Here is a 21,451-nt window from a genome sequence, read left to right on the forward strand (position 1 = left end):
GAATCCTGGATATTCAATGGCCCCAGATTGCAACAAAATCGATTCAGGCGAAACATTTTTGTTACAAAAAAGAGAAAGCGCGACAAAACGATTACGCAGCCACCGGTTGATCAGGGGCGCTCGGTGTAATCCTCGTGCAGCCAGTCGCGCAGGTCCTCGAACCCGGGGATGTCCTTGTCCCCGGTGGCCGGTGGCAGCTCGAAGCCGTCGTGGAAGCCGCGGGCCCGGAACGGCTCCAGCAGGTCCGGGTCCCCGGAGATCACGTGCACCGGCACCGCCCACGAGGGGTCCGGGCCGGTGATCAGGGCCGCCGGCTGGTGGTCGCCCGGCATCAGGAACAGGGTGTCCTCGTCCACGTGATCGCGCGCCCAGTGGCCGCTGACCTCCAGCGAGTAGCGCACCGCCTCGGCGTAATGGTCGCGCACGCGGTCGAAGTCCCGCCACAGCACCTCGGGGGCGGGCCCGGCGCCGGCCTGTTCGTGGAACACCCGCCCGTCGTCCATCGCATCCGGGTCGTCCAGCACGTCCAGCACCGGGGTCCACGGGGCGTGGCTGCTGACCAGCGCGAGCATCGCGAACACCGGCGCCTCCCCGCCCTGCGGGTCCGGTCGCACATCCTGTTCGAAGCGCCACCAGCTGAATTCGTCGGGCATGGTGACCCAGAAGAACGGGGGCCCGCGGTAGTCCATGCCGTCGCGGTCCAGGATACGGTCCCAGCCGAACCAGCGCCCCTGTGGCCAGTCGAGGGTGATGGCCGGGGCCAGCATGGCCGTGTGATGGCCGGTGGCCGCGAAGTCCTGCACCAGGGTCGCCCGCTCGCGCTCCTGCAGCCGGCGATACTGGCCGGCGTGCCGCACGGCCACGCCCGACAGCAGGGTGGCGTGCGCCAGCCACGACTGACCGCCGGCGACGGGGGCCTTCATCACCCCGGTTACCACGTGCAGATCCTGCGCAGCGAGATCCTGCTGCAGATCCTCCAGCGTCGGCTCGATGACCTCGGCATAGCGCGGGATCTCCAGCGCCGAGACCCCGTAGGACTCGATCAGGCCCACCACCACGTCAACACCGGCCAGACCCTCCAGCGGCCGGGGTTCGGCCAGCCGCGGATCCTCTTCCAGCCGGTGCGCCAGCGCGCGATCCTCGCGCCGCGCCTCGCGCATGCCGTCGACCTGCTCCGTTACCAGCGCCACCGCCGGCGCCGCCGTGCGCGGCGGCTCCACACCCACCGCGTGGCCCGCGAGCCCGGCGAGGCCCGCGCCCAGCAGCACGAAACCCGCGCCCCGGGGCACGACCGGGCGCGCCAGCGCCCACACCGCCAGTCCGATCACGGCCAGCAGCGCCGCGACGGCCAGGATCACGCCGACAGTGGGGAGGTTGCCGGTCAGCAGCCGGAAGACGGCATCCAGCAGGCCGATGTCCACGTAGACATTCAGCGGACGGGCGAGACTGACCCGGGCCAGCGCATCGAACAGCGCCAGCACCGCCAGCGCGAGCAGGGCAGCGGCCACGACCCGCTCCAGCACGCGGGCCGTGATCGGAGGAAGGACGGCAAACAGTCCGGCCAGGACCACGGCCTCCCATGCCAGCCACCCCGGACCCGGACCCGCGTGGCGCGGGATGTCCAGGGCCAGGAACAACCCGTTCAGAAGCAGCAGGGTCAGCAGGACGCGGACCCCGCCGGGGACGGCGCGCAGGCGCCGGCCGGACTGTTCGGGCGAAAGGCTCAACCCGCCGGCATCAGAAGCTCATCGAGCGATCAAACTCGGCCACCGCCTGCACGTAGTGGCCCATGCCGGCGTATTCGGCAGTGGCCAGGAAGTTGTCCGGGGTCACGTCACGACCACGGCCGCAGGCCTCGCAGACCCACAGCGGCACGCCGGCGTCGACCAGATCCTCGACGATGTCCTTCATCGCCGGCATGTTGTGGCCGACGATCTTGTCGTAGACGTTGCGGTTGGCGATGTTCGCCGCCTCGCCCTGCAGCCATACGGTCACGTCGTGGCCCTGATCCTTCGCCACCTTGGCTGCGATCATGCCCAGCGTGGCGCGGGTGGGGTCATCGGTTCCGGCGGTAACGGCAACGATAAAGCGCATGGTCGATTCTCCTGTGTCATCGCGTGTCGGCCTTGCGGCCGGTTGGCGGACCCGACGGGCCCGTTGTTGTTGCAGCAGTCCGCAGCGTACCCGATCAGGCACCGTTCCGGCTCTGGCGGGCCAGACGCAGCGCCATCAGCAGCCACGGCAGCCCGTGCAGCAGCAGACCGCCCCAGCCTGCCACCCCGGCGAGTTCACCGGCCAGCAGGTCACGCACCAGTCCGGCGATCGCCGGCTCGGGCTGCCAGGGCCACAGACCCACGGTCGCCACGATCAGGGCGAACAGCCACAGCGGCAGGCGGTCGAACAGGCGCAGGGCGGTCGGCATGGCGCGCATCCTATCGCATACGAACCGCGACGCCGCATGCCCCGACACGGAGGCGCGGATTCAGTGGCGAAAATGCACGAACAGCCGCCCGTGGTTCTTCGAGTCCTTCTCCACCCGGTGGTAACGCGCCTTAACCTCCGGCTGCTGCAAAAACCGCAACACGCGCTTCTTCAACTGGCCGCTACCCTTGCCGTGGATAATCTCCACGGTCTTGATGCGTTTCTCGCAGGCCTCGTCGATTGCCCCGTTGAGCGCCTGATCGATGCGCCGACCATCACGGAAACATTCGTGCAGGTCGATGGAAAGCCGGGACATGCGGACCTCCGTTCACACGTCCACGTCGGCCAGGTGCCCCTTGCCTTCCAGCCAGGCGCGGCGTTCGGAGGCGCGCTTCTTGCCCAGCAGCATGTCCATCAGGCTGCCGGTCTCCTCGGCCGAATCCAGGGTCAGTTGCACCAGCCGGCGGGTGTCGGGATTCATGGTGGTCTCGCGCAGCTGCATCGGGTTCATCTCGCCCAGCCCCTTGAAGCGGGTCACCGCGACCTTGCCCTTCAGCTTTTCCGCCTCGATGCGCTCCAGCACTCCGGCCTTTTCGTCCTCGTCCAGGGCATAGAAGGTCTGCTTGCCGACATCGATGCGGTACAGCGGTGGCATGGCCATGAACACGTGGCCCTGCTCCACCAGCGGGCGGAAATGCTTCAGGAACAGCGCACACAGCAGCGTGGCGATATGGGCGCCGTCGGAATCGGCGTCCGCGAGGATGCAGATCTTGCCGTAGCGCAGCCCCTCCAGGCTCTGCGTCCCCGGATCCACGCCCAGCGCCACGGCGATGTCGTGGATCTCCTGCGAGGCCAGCACCTGATCGGGCTCCACTTCCCAGGCGTTCAGGATCTTGCCGCGCAGCGGCATGATCGCCTGAAAATCGCGGTCGCGCGCCTGCTTGGCGGAGCCACCGGCGGAGTCGCCCTCGACCAGGAACAGTTCGGTGCGCGCCAGCTCCTGGCTGGCGCAGTCGGCCAGCTTGCCCGGCAGGGTCGGGCCCTGGGTCACCTTCTTGCGCACCACCTTGCGCCCCGCGCGGCTGCGCTTCTGCGCGTTGTGGATCGCCAGTTCGGCGATGCGCTCGCCCTGCTGCGGGTGCTGGTTGAGCCACAGGCTGAAGGCATCCTTGACCACCCCGGAGATGAACGGCGCGGCCTGACGCGAGGACAGCCGTTCCTTGGTCTGCCCGGCGAACTGCGGGTCCTGCATCTTGAACGACAGCACGCTGGAGACCCGCTCCCACACGTCCTCCGGCGCCAGCTTGATCCCGCGCGGGATGAGATTGCGGAACTCGCAGAACTCGCGCACCGCATCGGTCAGCCCGGTGCGCAGGCCGTTCACGTGGGTGCCGCCCTGGGTCGTGGGGATCAGGTTCACGTAGCTCTCGGACACCACCTCGCCGCCGTCCGGCAGCCAGGTCACCGCCCAGTCCACCGCCTCGCTGTGGCCGGAGACCGAACCCATGAACGGTTCTTCCGGCAGGCGTTCCAGCCCCTCCAGGGCCTCCACCAGGTAGTCGCGCAGGCCGGCCTGGTAGCACCACTCGCAGGCCTCGCCGGAGGTCTCGTCGCGGAAGGTGACGGTCAGGCCCGGGCACAGCACCGCCTTGGCGCGCAGGATGTGCTTGAGCCGCGGCACCGAGAACTTCGACGAGTCGAAGTACTGCGCATCGGGCCAGAAATGCAGCGTGGTGCCGGTATTGCGCTTGCCGACCTCGCCGACCGCTTCGAGGTCCTGCAGCTTGTGACCGCCGGCGAAGGCCATCTGCCAGCGCCGGCCGTCGCGCCGGATGTCCACGTCCAGGCGTTCGGACAGCGCGTTGACCACCGATACCCCGACCCCGTGCAGCCCGCCGGAGAACTGATAGCTCTTGTCGGAAAACTTCCCGCCGGCATGCAGCGTGGACAGGATCACCTCGACCCCCGGGCGGTTCTCGCGCGGGTGCAGGTCCACCGGCATGCCGCGCCCGTCATCGGTGACGGACACCGAGTCGTCCTTGTGCAGGACCACGTCGATACGGCTGGCGTAGCCGCTGACCGCCTCGTCCACCGAGTTGTCGATGACCTCCTGGGCGAGATGATTGGGACGCGCGGTGTCGGTGTACATCCCCGGGCGCTTGCGCACCGGGTCCAGCCCCTCGAGGACTTCGATGTCGGATGCGGAATAGCTCACTCAGGAACCCCTTTGTTGATCGTGCCCTTTGCCGGCCCCGGCCTGCTGAACAGCACTCCCCGGACGAAACCCGCGGCCCCGCGCGCCGCACAGTGCGCAGCGTACCAGAGCTCGCGGGGGCGGGGCTGCTTGCAATCGCCGGGACGATCCCAACAATGCACCGCATATCCCGTATTCCGATCTTCCAGGAGGTTTCCGATGACCGAAGCCGAAAACGCCACCGGCGATGCCATTCTCGACGTCACCCGCGACAGCTTCCAGCAGGCGGTGCTGGACGAATCGCACCGGCGTCCGGTGCTGGTCGACTTCTGGGCCGCCTGGTGCGGACCCTGCAAACAGCTGATGCCCCTGCTGCAGAAGATCGCCGAAGATTATGGCGGCGCGTTCCGGCTGGCCAAGGTCAACAGCGACGAGAACCAGGAGCTGGCCGGGCAGTACGGGGTGCGCAGCCTGCCCACCATCATGTGCTTTCGTCACGGCGAGGTGGTGGATCAGCAGATGGGGGTACAGCCGGAGTCCACCATCCGCGAGATGATCGATCGCCACGTCGAGCGCCCCTCCGACGCCCACCGCCAGCAGGCCCTGGCCGCCCTGCAGGCCGGGGATGCGGCAGGTGCCGTGCGCGCGCTGGAAGAGGCCGTGGCGGTCGATCCGGGCAACAAGGACCTGCGCTCCGAACTGGCCCGCGCGCAGATCCGCGCCGGTGACACCGCGGCCGCCCGCACCACCCTGGAAACCGCGCTGGAGGCCTTCCCCGAGGACCCGGATCTGCGCATCGAGCTGGCGCGCGCGCTGTCCCAGGCGGGCGACCCCGATACCGCCGAGGCGCAGCTCAACCAGTTGCCGCTGAACCGCGCGGAGGACGACGCGGTGAAGACCCTGCGCGCCCACCTGCGGTTCTCCCGCCGAGCCGCCGGCGCCGACCCGCAGGCGCTGACACAGGAGATGCAGCAGGGCGATCCGGCGCCGGAGACCCTGGAAACCCTGGCCGCGTATTCCATGCTGCACGGCCGCTACGAGGAGGCCCTGGGCCTGTACCTGGAACTGATGAAACAGCATCCGGACTACAAGGACAACGAGGGCGACAACGCCGGCAAGAAGGGGCTGCTGGCGGCCTTCAACGCCCTCGGCAACGACAATCCGCTGGTCAGCCAGTACCGCCGCAAGATGATGGCCGCGATGTACTGACCGCCGGCCGGCCGCTGCCGGTCGGGAAGCGGTTTCAGTCCGCGACGGCCACCTGATCGCGGCCGCTGTTCTTGGCGGCGTAGAGGGCGTCGTCGGCCCGGCGCACCAGGCGCTGGTAGTCCGGGTGGCCGTCGTGACTGGCCAGTCCGATGCTCACGGTCAGCCCGAGCTGCTGGCCATGGGCACCCTGGAACGGCTCGGCACGGACCGCGGTGCGCAGTTTCTCGGCGATGCGTTCGGCATCGCGCGGGACCACGTCCACCAGCATCATCAGGAATTCCTCGCCGCCCAGGCGAAAGAGGTAATCGCCGGCCCGCGAGTTGCTGACCAGCAGCGTGGCGAACTGCTGCAGGATGCGGTCGCCGGTCTCGTGGCCATGTTCGTCATTGACCCGCTTGAAATAGTCGATATCCAGGGCCAGTACCGCGAAAGGGGCATGGGTCTGCTGTACGCTGGCGATGTGCCGCCCCAGCACCACGGGCAGGAACTTGCGGTTCAGGGTCCGGGTAAGGACGTCGCGCCCGGACTCCAGTTCGTTGCTGCGCTCGAACAGCTGACCCAGATGGTAGTCGATGCTGCGGACCTGCTCGCGCACGTCACGCAGGTAATCCTGCCGCTGTCGGGCCTCGACGCAGACCAGCGACGGCAGCAGGGCCTCGTCGATGCGGGCGACGGCCTCCAGCACCCGCTCGGTTTCCGCGGCCCCGCCAAAGGCGTCCACTCCCTTGTGCCGGAACCACAGGCCGAACTCGGAGGCCGACAGTCGCGGAAGCTGATCACCCGAGGCCCCCATGGCCAGATCGAACATCAGCCCGTTCTCCCAGTCCAGCAGGCAGGCCCGCTGGCGGTCTTTCTCGCTGGCGAGGTTCTCCGACACCGCGAACAGACGGTAGGCCTCCTCGGCGCGGGCGTTGCGCTCATGCGAGCGTGAATAGGCGTGGCTCATCAGCTCCATCGCCATGTCGATGCTGTCGGAGACGTGACGCGCCGCCTGCAGCCGCATTTCGTGCCCCATCGCGGAATCCAGCTCCAGCAGGGTCAGGAACTGCTCCTTCACGCAGCGCGCGCCGCGCATGACCAGATGGATGGGGATGGAGATGCGCGCGTGGATGCCGCCCACATGGGCCTGGCGCGCGGCCTGTTCTTCCACGCCGCTGCCGCTCTCCACCGAGAAGATGCCGCGGATCCATTCCTGCAGCGACGCGTTCAGCCGCGAATTGACGTCCTCGTGGTCGAGGAACACGCAGGCATCCGGGTCCGCCAGCATCTCGGCGTAGAACCGTTCCGCAAGCGAGGCACGGTGCTGCTCCGCCAGCTCGCGCACGCGGCCGCGCACCGGCCCGGGGCAGCGTTCGAGACGCCACTGCCATTCGTCCACCAGTTGCCGCTGTACCGCGGGCCCTCCGTCTGGCATCGCTTGCTCCCTGTCACCTGGTTCGCATCGCCCTCGCGCCGAGCGCGCGGGAAGCTTATTGGAACCCCCGGGGTGACGGGCGTCAACGCGAACGTGCACACCGATCAGTGTTTCCCTAGGGAAACACTGATCAATATACACGCTCGCGTTGGCACCCCGGGTTTTCCGAGACAAGGCGCGGTGCGCAGCCGGTAGTGGTTCTACCGGCAAGGGCCGCAACGCAGGATCGGGGAACCCGGGGTACCAACCCCCACAAGTGATTGAATGCAGGGGCTCGGCCGCTTTTGCGCGCGCACGGCGTTGCGGCTCCCTTGTGCAGAATGACTGCACGGCGGTCGCCGCGCCTTGTTCGCACGCAAAAGCGACTCGAGCGCGAGCGTGTACATTGATCAGTGTTTCCCTAGACTCCGGATCGATACTCATAAGAAGGCAAAAGGACGCGACATGCTGATTATCGAATTGATTTCGGCTCGGTGGCCGCACTGAAATCCGCCCGGGGATCCTCCACCGTGGCGCTGGTCACCGCCTCCGGCATGATCACCATCTACATCCAGGGCCTGATCTTTGTCTGAACGACTCCGGGTCGTCGTTTGCCCGGACAGCTACAAGGGCAGCCTGGAGGCCGAGGACGTGGCCGCCGCCATGGCCCGCGGAGTGCACGCCGCCCGACCGGATGCCCGGGTACGCTCCCTGCCCATGGCGGATGGCGGCGAGGGCACGGCGCGGCTGGTCAGCCACACCCTTGGCTGGGCCTGGCACCTGTCGGATGTGACCGACCCCACCGGCGCCCACTTGAGCGCCGGATGGGGCTGCGATCACCGCGAACAGCGGGCCGTGATCGATGTCGCCTCCGCCTGCGGGCTGGACCGGATCCCCGACGACCGGCACGACCCCTGGCAGCTCCACAGCTTCGGCGTCGGCGAACTGATGCGGGCGGCCCTGGACGCCGGCGCCGAACACCTGATGATCGGCCTCGGCGGCAGCGGCACGGTGGATGGCGGCGCCGGCATGCTGGCGGCCCTGGGCGTGCGCTTCCTGGATGCCGAGGGGCACGCACTTGCGCCCCACCCCGCCGGCCTGGCCGGTCTCGCACGGGTCGCTTTCGACGCGCTGGACCCGCGCCTGGGCCGCATCGACATCACCGTGCTGAACGATGTGGACAACCCCCTGACCGGGCCGCATGGCGCGGCGGCGGTATTCGGCCCGCAAAAGGGCCTGAAGGCGGCCGACATCCCGGCGATGGATGGGCACATGGAGCACCTGGCGCGTTGCATTGATGCCGCCGGGCACCTCCATCGTCCCACCGACACCCCGGGCGCCGGCGCCGCCGGTGGGCTCGGGTTCGCACTGGACTGCGTCCTCGGCGGTAGCGCGCGCATGGGCGCGGGCTACCTGGCCGAACTGATCGGGCTGGACGCAGCGATCCGCGAGGCCGATCTGGTCATCACCGGCGAGGGCCAGCTGGACGGCCAGACCTCGCACGGCAAGGTGGTAGCAGAAGTCGTGCGCCGCGCCCGAGAACTGCGGGTTCCGGTGGTGGCGATCGCCGGCTCCATCGCCTGCGACGAGGCCGGGATCGGCGCCTTCGGCCTGAGCGGCGCCCGCGCCCTGTGCGACGGCAGCATCACCCTGGACCAGGCCCTGGCCCGCCCCGCACACTACATCGCCGAGCGCACCCGTGCCCTGATCGAGGCGGCCGAGCCGGGTATCCGACCGTGAATCAGCGGAATGCTCCCGTCTGAAAGGAACGTGTTCGGTTGATCCGGGTCCGACTCGCAGCACGGATCGATACGAACCCAAAGGAAGACCCCATGACCAAGCACGACGACGCGCTTTTTCGCCCCTATGTCCTCGGCCCGCTGGAGTTGCCGAACCGGGTGCTGATGTCCCCGCTGACGCGCTCGCGCGCCGGGCAGCCAGGCGACGTACCCACTGACCTGAACGCCGAGTACTACGCGCAGCGCGCCGATGCTGGCCTCATCATCAGCGAGGCGACGCAGGTCTCGCCGCAGGGCAAGGGGTATGCGTTCACCCCGGGCATCCACTCGCAGGAGCAGGTGGAAGGCTGGCGCAAGGTCACCGAGGCCGTGCATGGCGCCGGGGGACGCATCCAGGCGCAGCTATGGCACGTCGGCCGCATCTCGCGCCCGGAGCTGCAACCCGACGGTCAGAAGCCGGTCGCCCCTTCCGCCATCCAGCCGGAGGGCGCCTATACCTTCATCAGTGCCGAGTCCGGCATGGTTGAAGTACTGGAGCCGCGCGCGCTGGAACTCGACGAGTTGCCCGGCATCGTAGAGCAGTATCGCCAGGGTGCGCGCAACGCGAAGGCGGCCGGCTTCGACGGCGTGCAGATCCACGCCGCCAACGGCTACCTGCTGGACCAGTTCATCCGCAGTGGCAGCAACCACCGCACCGACGCCTACGGGGGCTCGGTGGAGAACCGCATCCGTCTGCCGCTGGAGGTGGTGCGCGCGGTGATCGAGATCTGGGGTCCGGAGCGCGTGGGCATCCGCGTGAGCCCGACCGGCAGTTTCAACGGCATGCATGATGATGATCCGCTGGCGACCTACAGCGCCTTCGCCGAGGCCCTGGATGCCACCGGCATCGCCTACATCGAGGTGGTGGAGGACTCCTTCCAGGGCAACCACGAATCCGGCCGCCCGGAATCCATCATCGACGCGATCCGCGCGCGCTTCAGCCATACCTACATCGGCAACGGCGCCTACACCGCCGAAGAGGCACGCCAGCGCATCGACGCCGGCCGCTGCGACCTGGTCACCTTTGGCCGCCCGTTCATCGCCAACCCGGACCTGCCCGAACGCTTCCGCCAGGGCGCCCCGCTCAACGAGTGGAACGAAGCCACCTTCTACGGCGGCGACGAACACGGCTACACCGACTACCCGGCGCTATCCGACTGAAACCGGCCCCCTTCGCGCATCCCCTCCCTGGCTCGCACCACTGTGCACCCCCGAATCCGCCCCGCGAGGATCTGCTCGCCGCAGGGTGCGGACCGCGGCCCGAAGACTCCGGCCATGATCCACCACCAGGCGAACCATCCGCTCTCGACCACGGGGTCTCATTAAGGCATTTTGATGAAGGTTCACGGGGCGTCCTCCCTGGAATGGCCAGGTCGGCCAACTCAGCATCCTTCGGAGTCGCCCCGTGGACAACCTGTTGAGAGATCACACCTGGACTCCCGTCGATCAGGCCCCACGAGGAAATGCGAATGAACCGGTACGGCGGATTCAACGGCCCGGCCCTGCTGCTCGGCCTGCTGGGGGTACTGCTGGCCCTGCCGGCCGCGGCCGGTCAGGCCTTCGTGAACATCGGCACCGGCGGGGTCACCGGGGTCTACTACCCCGCCGGCCAGCACCTGTGCCGGCTGTTCAATGCGGCGCGCGACGAACACGGCATGCGCTGCACCGCCGAGAGCACCGGCGGCTCGGTGTTCAACCTGAACATGATCCGTTCGGGCGACATGGACTTCGGCGTGGCCCAGTCGGACCTGCAGCACCACGCCTACCACGGCAGCGGACGCTTCGAGGCCTTCGGCCCGGCGCGTCACCTGCGGGCGATGTTCAGCCTGCACCCCGAACCGCTGACCCTGGTGGTGCACCCGGATTCCGGCATCGAAAGCCTGGATGACCTGCGCGGCCAGCGGGTGAATATCGGCAACCCCGGTTCGGGTCAGCGCGCGATGATGGAAGAACTGCTGGACGAACTCGGCTGGGACCACGACACCTTCGCCCGGGTCGCCGAACTGCCCTCGCGCGAACAGGCCCAGGCGCTGTGCGACAACCGCGTGGATGCCTTCGTGTTCTCGGTCGGGCACCCGTCGGCCGCGATCCAGGAACCCATCGCCACCTGCAACGCCCGGCTGGTCTCGCTGGAGGGCGCAGCCATCGACCGGCTGGTGAACGAAACCCCGTATTACATGGCCGCCGAGGTCCCGGCCCGGACCTATCCCGGACAGGAAGACACCATCCGTACCTATGGCGTGGGCGCGACCCTGGTCACCTCGGAGCGCACCAGCAACGAGGCCGCCTACGCCCTAACCCGCGCGGTGTTCGAGAACTTCGACACCTTCCGCGGTCTGCACCCGGCGTTCGCGGGACTGGAGCGCGAGGCGATGGTCGACGAAGGCCTGTCCGCGCCGCTGCATCCGGGGGCGCGGCGCTATTTCCGCGAGGCAGGATGGATCCATGACTGAGCCCGAACGCACACCCCCGCAATCCGCCGCCCCGCAGGAGATCGAGACCGGTGCGCGCCATCCCGGAACAGCGACGCGCAGCCTGATCTTCGTGGTCGCGGTCGCGTGGTCGCTGTTCCAGTTGTGGATCGCCTCGCCGCTGCCGGATGCGCTGGACTGGTTCACGGTGTCCGACACCGATGCCCGGGCGGTGCATCTCGCGTTCGCGGTGTTCCTCGCCTTTCTGCTGTTCCCGGCCTTCCGGCCCACCGCGCGGCGCGCCCTGCCGACCCGCGCCTTCGGCTTCGCCTATGGCCTTGGCGGGCTCGCCCTGCTGGCACTGGGCGCGTGGCAGTTCGCCGGGCTGGAGCGCCTGGGCGAGGTGTATGCCGCGCTGGGCGTGGCCCTGCTGGCGGTGGCCTGGCCGCTGCTGCGCGGGCGCGATCCGCTGGACCGGGTTCCGCTGACCGACTGGATCTACGCCGGCGTGGCGGCATTCAGCGCCCTTTACCTGTACCTGTTCCACGAGGCCCTGGGCCAGCGTGCCGGGGCCCCCACGGAGGTGGATCTGATCCTCGCCGGCGTCGGCCTGATCCTGCTGCTGGAGGCCGCGCGGCGGGTGCTGGGGCCGGCGCTGACCCTCATCGCGGCAATCTTTCTGTTCTACACCTTCGCCGGGCCGCTGATGCCGGACATCATCGCCCATCGCGGCGCCAGCTACCCGCGCGCCATGGCCCAGCAGTGGCTGTCCAACGAGGGGGTGTTCGGGATCGCCCTGGGGGTCTCCACCAGCTTCGTGTTCCTGTTCGTGCTGTTCGGCGCGCTGCTGGAACGCGCCGGGGCCGGCGACTACTTCATCCGCGTGGCCTTCGCCCTGCTGGGGCATATGCGCGGTGGCCCGGCCAAGGCCGCGGTGATCGCCTCGGGCATGACCGGACTGGTCTCCGGTTCCTCGATCGCCAATACCGTGACCACCGGCACCTTCACCATACCGCTGATGAAACGCGTCGGCTTCCCCGCGCACAAGGCGGGGGCCATCGAAGTCGCCAGCTCGGTCAACGGCCAGCTGATGCCGCCGGTGATGGGCGCAGCCGCGTTCCTGATGGTGGAGTACGTGGGCATCACCTACGTGGAGGTCCTCAAGCACGCCATCCTGCCGGCCCTGATCGCCTACATCGCGCTGCTCTACATCGTGCACCTGGAGGCCTGCAAGGGTGGCATGGAAGGCCTGCAGCGCGCGGTCGGCGGGACCCTGCGCGGGCGTCTGATCGCCTTCGGCCTGACCCTGAGCAGCCTGATCATCCTCGCCGCCGCGGTGTACTGGGGTCTGGGCTGGATCAAGGACGTGGCGGACGAGCGCGCCGCCTGGATCATCGCCGGACTGCTGTTCGCGGCCTATCTGGTGCTGCTGTGGATCGCCGCGCGCGAGCCGGACCCCGAGCCGCTGGACACCGACCGCCCGCTGCCACGCATCGGCCCCACAGTGCTGGCGGGCATGCATTTCATCCTGCCGCTGGTGGTGCTGGTCTGGGCTCTGGTGGTGGAGCGCCTGTCCCCCGGCCTGGCCGCGTTCTGGGCGGTGGCCTTCATGATCTTCATCGTACTGACCCAGCGGCCGCTGGTGGCCCTGTTCCGCCGCAGCGGCGGCCTGCTGCAGGCCACCTGGGCCGGAATCTGGGAACTGTTCAACGGGTTCGCCACCGGCGCGCGCAACATGATCGGGATCGGGGTGGCCACGGCGGCGGCCGGAATCATCGTCGGCACGGTGGCGATGACCGGGCTCGGGCTGGTGCTGACCGACGTGGTCGACACTCTGTCAGGCGGCAACCTGCTTCTGGTCCTGCTGCTGACGGCCGTGATCAGCCTGATCCTGGGCCTGGGCCTGCCGACCACGGCCAACTACATCGTGGTGGCCACGCTGATGGCCCCGATCGTGGTCGAGCTGGGGGCCCAGAACGACGTCCTGATCCCGCTGATCGCCGCCCATCTGTTCGTCTTTTACTTCGGCATCATGGCCGATGTCACCCCGCCGGTCGGCCTCGCCTCGTTCGCCGGCGCGGCCGTCGCGAAGGCGGACCCGGTGCGCACCGGCCTCCAGGCCTTCGCCTACAGCCTGCGTACCGTGGCCCTGCCGTTCTTCTTCATCTTCAACAGCCAGCTGCTGCTGATCGGGGTGGACAACGTGTTCCAGCTGGCGCTGGTGTTCTTCGGCTCGCTGGCGGGGATCCTGGCGTTCACCGCGGCCACCCAGGGCTGGTTCCTGACCCGCAGCCGCTACTGGGAGTCCGCCCTGCTGCTGGTGGTGGCCTTCACCCTGCTCGCACCCACCGTGCTGATGGACCGCATCGCGCCGGCCCATGTCAGCGAGGACCCGGCGACCCTGACCGAGGTAGTGGACGCAGCCCCGGAGGGGGCGAACCTTCGCCTGCGGGCCACCGGCCTGGATCTGGAGGGACGCGAGGTCACCCGCACGGTGATGTTCCCCCTGAGCGAGCGCCGTGACGACCCGCTGGAGCGCCTGTCGGAGGCCGGTCTGGACGTGGATCCGGAGGAAAGAACGCGCATCCGCACGGTTGCTTTCGGCAGTCCCGCCGCCCGCGTAGGCTTGGAAGGTGGCTGGGAGATCACCGCGGTGCTGGTGCCCACCGACCGGCCGAGCCCGTACTGGTTCTATCTGCCGGCGCTGGCCCTGGGGCTGGTGGTGGTGTGGAACCAGCGGCGGCGCGATCCGCCTGCGGGGCCCGGCCCGGCAACGGCGGCGCCGACGCTCCCGGCCTGAACCGCGCGGGGCCGCCCCCGACCGGCCGGATGCCGAACGCACCCGCGCGCCGCCACCCGAAACCCGCGGGAGACCGATGTCCGAGACCGCCGACCACAGCCAGGAACTCGCCCGCGCGGTACGCGAGGCCGCTGATGGCGGCCGCCGGCTGTGGATCGCCGGGGGCGGGACCCGGGCGGCGATCGCCCGCCCCGACCCCCTGCCCGCGGACGTCGAGACCCTCGACGTGACCGCGCACCGCGGCATCACCCATCTCGCCCCCAGCGAGCTGGTGGTCAGTGTGCGGGCCGGCACCCCGCTGGCCGAACTGCAAACCGAGCTGGCGGCGGTGGGCATGATGCTGCCGTTCGAGCCGGGGGATCCCGGGCCGGGCGCCACCGTGGGGGGCATGGTGGCCACCGGACTGTCGGGTCCGCGCCGGCCGTGGACCGCCAGCCTGCGCGATGCCGTACTGGGCACCCGCGTGATCAACGGCTCCGGCGAGATCCTGCGCTTCGGCGGCGAAGTCATGAAGAACGTCGCCGGCTTCGACGTCTCGCGCCTGATGGCCGGCAGCCTGGGCGGCCTCGGGGTCCTGCTGGAGGTCAGCTTCAAGCTCCTGCCGCGCCCCGCTCACGAGCTCACCCTGCAGCGGAACCTGGACGCCGCCGGCTTCATCGACGCCTGTCGCGAGCTCGGTCGTACGGCCCTGCCCCTTTCCGGGCTGGCGTGGAACGACGGCCGCATGTACCTGCGTCTGAGCGGCGGGGAACAGGCGGTCACGGAAGCCGCCGAGCGCCTGGGGGATGCCCCGGCCGCGGATGGCGAAGGCTTCTGGAGCGGTCTGCGCGACCATCGCGCGGAACCCTTCACGCGCGAACCCGCGCCCGGCGAGCGCCTGTGGCGCATCGTCGTGCCCCCGGCCACGCCCCCGCCGGAACTGCCCGGCGAGTGGCTGCTGAACTGGGGCGGCGGGGAGCGCTGGCTGCGCAGCGAGGCCGACCCGGCGCGGGTGCGCACGGCGGTGGAGGCCGCCGGCGGACATGCCCGCATCTGGCACGGGGACCCGGCCGGTGCACCGCGCCTGCATCCGCGCGGCACCGCCCTGGAGGGGCTGGAGGCCCGGGTGCGACAGTCCATGGACCCCGAAGGCATGTTCCACAGTCCGCTGCTGCCCGGCTCCCCGGCCCGCGCCACCGGTACCTGAAGCGAGCACTCCCATGGACACCCGTAGCCACGAACGCTACGCCGACGACCCGGCCGCCCGCATCGCCGCACAGGCCCTGCGCAACTGCGTCCACTGCGGTTTCTGCAACGCGACCTGCCCCACCTACCAGGAACTGGGCGACGAGCTGGACGGCCCGCGCGGGCGCATCTACCTGATCAAGCAGGTACTGGAACAGGGCGAGGCCGATGCGGCCACCGGGCGCCACCTGGATCGCTGCCTGACCTGCCTCAACTGCATGACCACCTGTCCCTCCGGGGTCAACTACGCGCATCTGGTGGAATTCGGCCGCGAGGCTGTGGAACGCGATGTCCCGCGCGGCTGGCGCGAACGCCTGCTGCGCGCGGCCCTCAAGCGGGCCCTGCCCGCCGGGTGGCCGTTCCGCCTCGCCCTGGGCGCCGGGCGCCTGGCCCGCCCGTTGCTGCGGGGCGAACTGCGGGCCAAGGTGCCGGCCGCCCTTCCGGCCCCGCCGCGTCCCGGACGACCCGCCGGCGGGCCGGTGCTGCAGGGCGGGGCCGTACCCTTCGAGCACGGCCGCGTACTGCTGCTGGCCGGCTGCGTGCACGACGCCATCGACGCGCGCATCAACGCGGCCTTCCAGCGCCTGATGGCCGCGCGCGGCATCGAGGTCGTGCAGGTCTCCGCGGCGCGCTGCTGCGGTGCGGTGGAGCATCATCTGAGCGACACCGAGCGCACCCATGCCCGGCTGCGCGCCAATCTCGACGCCTGGGCACCGGCACTGGATCGCGGGGTGGACGCGGTGGTCTCCACCGCCAGCGGCTGCGGGGCCATGCTACGCGACTACGCCCACCTGCTGGAGGGCGACGACGAATACCAGGAGCGGGCGCGCGAACTCACCGCCCTGGTGCGCGACCCGGCCGAGCTGTTCGACGCCGATACCGTCACCGCGCTGGGGATCGAGGTCGCCGACGAGGACCGCCGGATCGCCTGGCACGCCCCCTGCACCCTGCAGCACGGCCAGGGCCTGGCCGGACGCGTGGAACCGCTGCTGCGGGCGGCCGGCTGCGAGGTGCTGCCGGTCGCCGAGGGGCATTTGTGCTGCGGCTCGGCCGGGACCTATTCCATCACGCAGCCGGCCATGGCGCGGCAGCTGCGCGACCGCAAGCTGGCAAACCTGGAGGCCGTGGCCCCGGCGCGCATCGTGTCGGCCAACATCGGCTGCCTGAGTCACCTGCAGTCGGGCACCGAACGCGGGGTGGAACACTGGCTGAGCCTGCTGGACCGCCACCGCCGGGAAGGGTGACCATGAACCGGCGCGGGGAACTCCCGCCGCGCCGTGGGGGCGCTTGCCCGCACCCCGGGCGGGGCCTACATTCGCGCCATCCGATTCCCGAGTACTGCAGAAGGTTAAATCATGACCACCTCCTCCTTTCTTCCGCCGCAACGCACCCTGATGGGGCCCGGCCCCTCCGACGTGAACCCGCGCGTGCTGAGCGCGATGAGTCGCCCGATCATCGGCCACCTGGACCCGGTGTTCGTCGGCATGATGGAAGAGATGAAGGGCCTGCTGCAGTATGCCTTCCAGACCGAAAACGCGCTGACCCTGCCGGTCTCCGCCCCCGGCTCGGCCGGCATGGAGACCTGCTTCGTGAACCTCGTCGAACCGGGGGACAAGGTCATCGTCTGCATCAACGGCGTGTTCGGCACACGCATGAAGGAGAACGTCGAACGCTGTGGCGGCACCGCCGTGGTGGTGGAAGATGACTGGGGCAACCCGGTCTCCCCGGACAAGGTCGCGGACGCGCTCAAGGGCAATCCGGATGCAAAGATCCTCGCGTTCGTCCACGCCGAAACCTCCACCGGCGCGCGCTCGGACGTCGAGACCCTGTGCCGGCTGGCCCGTGAGCACGACTGCCTGACCATCGTAGACTCGGTGACCGGCCTCGCCGGGAGCCCGCTGTACGTCGACGACTGGGGCGTGGACGCGATCTATTCCGGCACCCAGAAATGCCTGTCCTGCACCCCCGGCCTGTCGCCGGTCAGCTTCAGCCAGCGCGCGGTGGACCGCATCCAGGCGCGCAGCCACAAGGTGCAGAGCTGGTTCCTCGACCTGAACCTGGTCATGGGCTACTGGGGTGGCGGCAGCAAGCGCGCGTATCACCACACCGCCCCGATCAACGCCCTGTACGCTCTGCACGAGTCACTGGTGATCCTGCAGGAAGAAGGCCTGGAAAACAGCTGGGCGCGGCACTGCCGTCACCACGACGCTCTGCGCGCCGGCCTCGAGGCCATGGGCCTCGAATTCCTGGTGGCCGAGGAACACCGTCTGCCGCAGCTCAATTCCGTATATGTCCCCGAGGGCGTGGACGAGGCGGCGGTGCGCGGCGAGCTGCTGGAACGCTACGGCCTGGAGATCGGTGCCGGCCTGGGGCCGTACGCCGGCAAGGTGTGGCGCATCGGCCTGATGGGCTATGGCGCGAACGAACGCAACGTGCTGACCTGCCTGTCCGCTCTGGAGGCGGTACTGGCGGATCGTGGTGTGGTGGAACCCGGCCGGGCGATGGCGGCGGCGCGTGCGGCCTATGCCCGCATGGATGCCACCGGCAGCACCGGCTGAACAAACGACCCGAGGAGGCTTTGATGACCCTGAGCGAACTGCTGAACTACCTGGACCGGCACATGGACACGGAATTCCTGGACGGCGATGCCGCCGGCACCCTGGCAAAGGCCCGCAACGGCGAACACAAGGACCCGATCGTGGCCGAAATCCTCACCGCGCTGATGGACGGGGCCGGTGCCGACGGCCCCGACACCACGCTGGAGCGTGCCGAGGCGGTCAAGTCGATCGGCCCGGTGCGCCTGAAGTACATGGCCGACGATGCCCCGGTGGAGGGTTTCCGCCTGGTGGAGAAGACCATCACCACCATCGATGCCGCCTACAACGAGGAGGCCCTCGCCGCCCGCGGCTGACCCGGACCCGCGTCCGTGGTCAGGTGATCCGCCGGAGCATGCCGCGCCGGCGGAACACCCGGGCGAATACCCGCCCGGTGTGGTACCAGTGCAGCAGCCAGGCCTCGCGCCACAATACCGGTCCCCGGGCAGCATGACGGCCGGGCTCGGCGGGGCACGGCTGCAGGTGCAGACCCAGCCCGCGCGCGATCGCCAGCGCCCGGGCCAGGTGATAGCGGCTGGTCACCAGCACCGCCGGCGGATCGTCCGAGCCGGCGCTCTCCTCGCGCATCAAATCGCGCGCATGGCGCAGGTTCTCCAGGGTATGCGTGGAGCGGTCCTCGATGCGGATGCGCGCGTTCGCGACGCCCCGTTCACGCAGGAACGCCGCCCCGGCCGCCGCCTCGCTGGGCCCCTGTGCCGCGGTCTGACCGCCCAGCAGCAGCACCCGGGCTTGCGGATGCCGGCGCAGCAGCCGCAGCGCCCGCAGCAGCCGCAGGCGATATCCGGGGGTCGGATGCCCCTCTTCCAGCTGCATCCCCGCCACCAGCACGGTACCCACCTCCCGCGGCCGGCAGGCTGCATGCGCGGTGCAGCGCACGCCGTGCCACGCCAGCAGCAGGCTGATCCCCAGGGTCGCCAGGATCACGACCTGCGACAGCGCGAACATCGCCAGCCCGTCCGTACCCACGCGTTCCAGGGTTACCCGGCGATGCTGCGCCAATGTGACCTCCATGATCAGGATGAGAATGATCGGCATCCGAGCCTTGCCGAAGGCTGACACAACCCGACGCCGGAGTAACACCTTCGTTTGAAGGGTACCAAGCCCGGGGTCTTACCGGTATCATCGCCCCCGACTAGGGACATCAGGGGGAAGTTATGGGGGCGCAGACGGCATTCGAGCAGGAAGTCGCCCGATTGATCGTGGACAGCCTGAACCTCGAGGAAACGGCGCCGGAGGACATCGAGCCGGAGGCCCCGCTGTTCCGCGAGGGTCTGGGGCTGGATTCTATCGATGCCCTCGAGCTGGCTCTGGCGATCGGTCGCGCGTATGGCGTGCAGATCCGTTCGGACGACGAGGACAACCTGCGGATCTTCGCATCCCTGCGTGCGCTGAGCGAACATATCGAGGCGAACCGGACGTCCTCGTGACGGCACGGCCGGCCGCTGCGGTCGCGCTGGCCTACCCGGTGTCAGTGATCGCCGGGCAATGGGTCGAGCTGCAGCCGCTGCCGCTGGTCCTGCTGACGCTGCTGGTGTTTCTCGCCGTGGCCACGTCGCTGCGCCCGCGGGCACGCATGCTGCTGGGCACGGGGCTGCTGGCGGCGCTGGCCCTGTTCGGTCTGACCCCGGCCGGCGAGTGGCTGATCCACGCGGTGCCGGTGCTGGTCCCGGGCCTGATCGCGGCGCTGTTCGCGCGCTCGCTGCGGTCCGGCTCCACGCCACTGATCACGCGGTATGCCCTGGAAATGGGGGCCTCGGACAGCCCCGCGGTCCATCGCTATACCCGGGTCATCACCGCCATCTGGGCGAGTACCTGCGCCCTGCTGGCGCTAGTGTCCGCCGGACTGTCGCTGTTCGCGCCGACGACCGTATGGGCGGTCGTGGCCAACGGCCTGAACTATCTTCTGCTGGGAGTCCTGTTCATGCTGGAATATCCGCTGCGTGCCCGCTTCCTGCCGGATGAACCCCGTGACGGGTTTCTCGCCTATCTGATGGAACTGGCGCGGGCCGATCATCGACGTCTCCTGAGGCAGCCATGAGCGAAGCCGCTGCCCTCGCCTGCCCGCTGCTGACGGACGCCGACACGCCTCTGGCCCGGGTCGGCGGACGCCCGGTGTCGCGCGCCGCCTGGCTGGCCGACGTCCGCGAACTGGCCGCCCGCCTGCCCGAGGCGCCGGCGGCCTTCAACCTGTGCGAGGACCGTTACCGGTTCTCGGTCGCGTTCGGCGCCATCCTGCTGCGCGGACAGATGAACCTGCTGCCGCCGGCGCGCGGGCGCACGGTGCTGGGCGAGATCGCCCGTGGCTATCCCGAAGCGGTCGCACTGGTGGACTCCTGCGAGGAGGACTTCCCCCTGCACACCCTGGCGGTCAGCGCGCGTGGCGACGCCGGGGGCGGGAACGAAGACCGTCCCGCGGACATCCCGATGATCCCCCGGGATCGCACCGCGATCCTCGGTTTTTCATCCGGCTCCACCGGGACGCCCACCGCCCATCCACGACGCTGGGGGGATCTGGTCGCGGTCACCAAGCAGGCGCTGCAGCGCCTGAAGCTGGACCGCACCCCCGGGCATACCCTGGTCGCCACCGTGCCGCCGCAGCACATGTACGGGCTGGAGTCCACGGTGCTCCCGGCCCTGCTGGGCCCCAATACCCTGCTCGCCGAACGTCCGTTCTACCCTGCCGACGTGCACGCGGCACTGGAGCGCGAGACCCGTCCGGTGCTGATCTCCACGCCTTTCCACCTGGGGACCTGCCTGCGTTCCGGCCAGTCGGCCCCGTCCGCGCCGCGCCGCATCCTCTCCGCCACCGCACCGCTGGAAGCCAGCACCGCGAAGGAGCTCGAGGCGCACTTTGGCGCCCCGGTCAACGAGATCTACGGCTGCACCGAGGCCGGTGCCATCGCTTCCCGCCGCACGGTCCGGGAACACCACTGGACCCCGTACCCGGGTGTGCATGTCCGCGCCGACGGCGATGCCTCCGGTCTGGCCCTCGCGCATGGTCCGCAGCATCGCGAGCCGGTTCCGCTGCCGGACTGCATCGAGGTCGCCGAGGACGGCCGCTTCCGCATGACCGGACGCCTGGCCGACATGCTCAATATCGCCGGCAAGAGGGCCTCGCTGGTCGAACTGAATCGCCACTTGCAGACCCTCCCCGGAGTCGAGGACGGGGTGTTCATTCCGCCCGCAGACAGTTCGGATGCCGCCGGGATCGCCCGGCTGGCGGCGCTGGTGGTGGCCCCGGAGCTGAGCGAGACCGACATCCTGGAGCAGCTCGCCGAACGCCTCGACCCGGCGTTCCTTCCGCGCCCGCTGGTACGGGTGGACAACCTGCCGCGCTCGACCACCGGCAAGCTGCCGCGTCAGGCACTGCTGGAGCTGCTTGCCAGCCACGGGGAGCCCGTCTGAG

General features: G+C 69.5%; 19 protein-coding genes. 12 read left to right on the forward strand and 7 right to left on the reverse strand.

All coding sequences use genetic code 11. The features are described 5' to 3' along the window. Positions 1-110 precede the first annotated feature (110 nt). The 5 genes from B1A74_RS08250 to parE form a co-directional block, all read right to left on the reverse strand. Positions 111-1,727 (reverse strand): alkaline phosphatase family protein, encoded by a 1,617-nt coding sequence (locus B1A74_RS08250; RefSeq protein WP_077244345.1) that lies wholly within the window; start codon positions 1,725-1,727, stop codon positions 111-113. A gap of 10 nt (positions 1,728-1,737) precedes the next feature. After that, positions 1,738-2,094, reverse strand: coding sequence for a DsrE family protein (locus tag B1A74_RS08255; RefSeq protein WP_018870237.1), 357 nt, complete (start codon positions 2,092-2,094; stop codon positions 1,738-1,740). A 94-nt stretch (positions 2,095-2,188) separates the two neighbouring features. Further along, positions 2,189-2,422 carry a hypothetical protein gene (locus tag B1A74_RS08260; protein WP_018946947.1) on the reverse strand — a complete coding sequence of 78 codons (234 nt, stop codon included), beginning with the start codon at positions 2,420-2,422 and terminating at the stop codon, positions 2,189-2,191. A gap of 60 nt (positions 2,423-2,482) precedes the next feature. Further along, on the reverse strand, positions 2,483-2,737 hold the full coding sequence (locus B1A74_RS08265) for a Smr/MutS family protein (RefSeq protein ID WP_018870239.1): 255 nt from the start codon (positions 2,735-2,737) through the stop codon (positions 2,483-2,485). A gap of 12 nt (positions 2,738-2,749) precedes the next feature. Next, a complete protein-coding gene (parE, locus tag B1A74_RS08270) occupies positions 2,750-4,636 on the reverse strand; it encodes a DNA topoisomerase IV subunit B (RefSeq protein WP_077244346.1) in 1,887 nt (628 codons plus the stop codon). Positions 4,637-4,834: 198 nt separating this feature from the next. On the opposite strand from parE, the gene trxA reads away from it, so the two are divergent. Further along, positions 4,835-5,824, forward strand: coding sequence for a thioredoxin (gene trxA / locus B1A74_RS08275; RefSeq protein ID WP_018946945.1), 990 nt, complete (start codon positions 4,835-4,837; stop codon positions 5,822-5,824). A gap of 34 nt (positions 5,825-5,858) precedes the next feature. On the opposite strand, the gene B1A74_RS08280 is transcribed toward trxA, so the two are convergent. Continuing rightward, positions 5,859-7,238, reverse strand: a complete 1,380-nt coding sequence (locus B1A74_RS08280) for a diguanylate cyclase (protein ID WP_077244347.1) — start codon at positions 7,236-7,238, stop codon at positions 5,859-5,861. 564 nt (positions 7,239-7,802) lie between these two features. Between B1A74_RS08280 and B1A74_RS08285 the strand changes: the two genes are divergently transcribed. The 8 genes from B1A74_RS08285 (at position 7,803) to B1A74_RS08320 (ending at position 18,341) form a co-directional block, all read left to right on the forward strand. Next, complete coding sequence (locus tag B1A74_RS08285; RefSeq protein ID WP_029681201.1) at positions 7,803-8,957, forward strand: glycerate kinase; 1,155 nt, start codon at positions 7,803-7,805, stop codon at positions 8,955-8,957. A gap of 92 nt (positions 8,958-9,049) precedes the next feature. Next, positions 9,050-10,156 (forward strand): alkene reductase, encoded by a 1,107-nt coding sequence (locus B1A74_RS08290; protein WP_077244348.1) that lies wholly within the window; start codon positions 9,050-9,052, stop codon positions 10,154-10,156. A gap of 308 nt (positions 10,157-10,464) precedes the next feature. Further along, a complete protein-coding gene (locus B1A74_RS08295) occupies positions 10,465-11,448 on the forward strand; it encodes a TAXI family TRAP transporter solute-binding subunit (protein WP_077244349.1) in 984 nt (327 codons plus the stop codon). Further along, a complete protein-coding gene (locus tag B1A74_RS08300; protein WP_018946942.1) occupies positions 11,441-14,206 on the forward strand; it encodes a TRAP transporter permease in 2,766 nt (921 codons plus the stop codon). The genes B1A74_RS08295 and B1A74_RS08300 overlap by 8 nt, the downstream gene beginning before the upstream one ends. A 76-nt stretch (positions 14,207-14,282) precedes the next feature. Next, positions 14,283-15,392 carry a glycolate oxidase subunit GlcE gene (gene glcE, locus B1A74_RS08305; protein WP_077244350.1) on the forward strand — a complete coding sequence of 370 codons (1,110 nt, stop codon included), beginning with the start codon at positions 14,283-14,285 and terminating at the stop codon, positions 15,390-15,392. 13 nt (positions 15,393-15,405) lie between these two features. Beyond that, a complete protein-coding gene (glcF, locus tag B1A74_RS08310) occupies positions 15,406-16,674 on the forward strand; it encodes a glycolate oxidase subunit GlcF (protein ID WP_077244351.1) in 1,269 nt (422 codons plus the stop codon). 111 nt (positions 16,675-16,785) lie between these two features. Further along, positions 16,786-17,988: a pyridoxal-phosphate-dependent aminotransferase family protein gene (locus B1A74_RS08315; RefSeq protein WP_077244352.1), complete on the forward strand. Its 1,203-nt coding sequence runs from the start codon at positions 16,786-16,788 to the stop codon at positions 17,986-17,988. 23 nt (positions 17,989-18,011) lie between these two features. After that, entirely contained in the window at positions 18,012-18,341 is a 330-nt protein-coding gene (locus tag B1A74_RS08320; RefSeq protein WP_018946938.1) for a hypothetical protein, read from the forward strand. 19 nt (positions 18,342-18,360) lie between these two features. Here the strand turns inward: B1A74_RS08320 and B1A74_RS08325 are convergent, their stop codons facing one another. Further along, positions 18,361-19,080, reverse strand: a complete 720-nt coding sequence (locus tag B1A74_RS08325; protein ID WP_077244353.1) for a YdcF family protein — start codon at positions 19,078-19,080, stop codon at positions 18,361-18,363. Between the two features lie 119 nt (positions 19,081-19,199). On the opposite strand from B1A74_RS08325, the gene B1A74_RS08330 reads away from it, so the two are divergent. Genes B1A74_RS08330 through B1A74_RS08340 form a run of 3 tightly spaced genes read left to right on the forward strand, consistent with a single transcriptional unit; the run spans position 19,200 to position 21,450 of the window. After that, entirely contained in the window at positions 19,200-19,472 is a 273-nt protein-coding gene (locus tag B1A74_RS08330) for a phosphopantetheine-binding protein (protein WP_018870250.1), read from the forward strand. Next, the gene (locus B1A74_RS08335; RefSeq protein WP_024328781.1) at positions 19,469-20,083 is read left to right on the forward strand and encodes a COG4648 family protein; all 615 of its coding nucleotides are present in this window, start codon (positions 19,469-19,471) and stop codon (positions 20,081-20,083) included. The genes B1A74_RS08330 and B1A74_RS08335 overlap by 4 nt, the downstream gene beginning before the upstream one ends. Next, entirely contained in the window at positions 20,080-21,450 is a 1,371-nt protein-coding gene (locus B1A74_RS08340) for an AMP-binding protein (RefSeq protein ID WP_077244354.1), read from the forward strand. The genes B1A74_RS08335 and B1A74_RS08340 overlap by 4 nt, the downstream gene beginning before the upstream one ends. Position 21,451: the final 1 nt, after the last annotated feature.

The sequence above is a fragment of the Thioalkalivibrio halophilus genome (assembly GCF_001995255.1).
GTDB lineage: Bacteria > Pseudomonadota > Gammaproteobacteria > Ectothiorhodospirales > Ectothiorhodospiraceae > Thioalkalivibrio > Thioalkalivibrio halophilus.

What these genes read in the sequence shown, in the direction of transcription:
- B1A74_RS08255 (WP_018870237.1), bottom strand. Translation starts at nt 2,094, where the DNA reads ATGCGCTTTATCGTTGCCGTTACCGCCGGAACCGATGACCCCACCCGC.
- B1A74_RS08260 (WP_018946947.1), bottom strand. Translation starts at nt 2,422, where the DNA reads ATGCCGACCGCCCTGCGCCTGTTCGACCGCCTGCCGCTGTGGCTGTTC.
- B1A74_RS08265 (WP_018870239.1), bottom strand. Translation starts at nt 2,737, where the DNA reads ATGTCCCGGCTTTCCATCGACCTGCACGAATGTTTCCGTGATGGTCGG.
- trxA (WP_018946945.1), top strand. Translation starts at nt 4,835, where the DNA reads ATGACCGAAGCCGAAAACGCCACCGGCGATGCCATTCTCGACGTCACC.
- B1A74_RS08280 (WP_077244347.1), bottom strand. Translation starts at nt 7,238, where the DNA reads ATGCCAGACGGAGGGCCCGCGGTACAGCGGCAACTGGTGGACGAATGG.
- B1A74_RS08290 (WP_077244348.1), top strand. Translation starts at nt 9,050, where the DNA reads ATGACCAAGCACGACGACGCGCTTTTTCGCCCCTATGTCCTCGGCCCG.
- B1A74_RS08295 (WP_077244349.1), top strand. Translation starts at nt 10,465, where the DNA reads ATGAACCGGTACGGCGGATTCAACGGCCCGGCCCTGCTGCTCGGCCTG.
- B1A74_RS08300 (WP_018946942.1), top strand. Translation starts at nt 11,441, where the DNA reads ATGACTGAGCCCGAACGCACACCCCCGCAATCCGCCGCCCCGCAGGAG.
- glcE (WP_077244350.1), top strand. Translation starts at nt 14,283, where the DNA reads ATGTCCGAGACCGCCGACCACAGCCAGGAACTCGCCCGCGCGGTACGC.
- glcF (WP_077244351.1), top strand. Translation starts at nt 15,406, where the DNA reads ATGGACACCCGTAGCCACGAACGCTACGCCGACGACCCGGCCGCCCGC.
- B1A74_RS08315 (WP_077244352.1), top strand. Translation starts at nt 16,786, where the DNA reads ATGACCACCTCCTCCTTTCTTCCGCCGCAACGCACCCTGATGGGGCCC.
- B1A74_RS08320 (WP_018946938.1), top strand. Translation starts at nt 18,012, where the DNA reads ATGACCCTGAGCGAACTGCTGAACTACCTGGACCGGCACATGGACACG.
- B1A74_RS08325 (WP_077244353.1), bottom strand. Translation starts at nt 19,080, where the DNA reads ATGCCGATCATTCTCATCCTGATCATGGAGGTCACATTGGCGCAGCAT.
- B1A74_RS08330 (WP_018870250.1), top strand. Translation starts at nt 19,200, where the DNA reads ATGGGGGCGCAGACGGCATTCGAGCAGGAAGTCGCCCGATTGATCGTG.
- B1A74_RS08340 (WP_077244354.1), top strand. Translation starts at nt 20,080, where the DNA reads ATGAGCGAAGCCGCTGCCCTCGCCTGCCCGCTGCTGACGGACGCCGAC.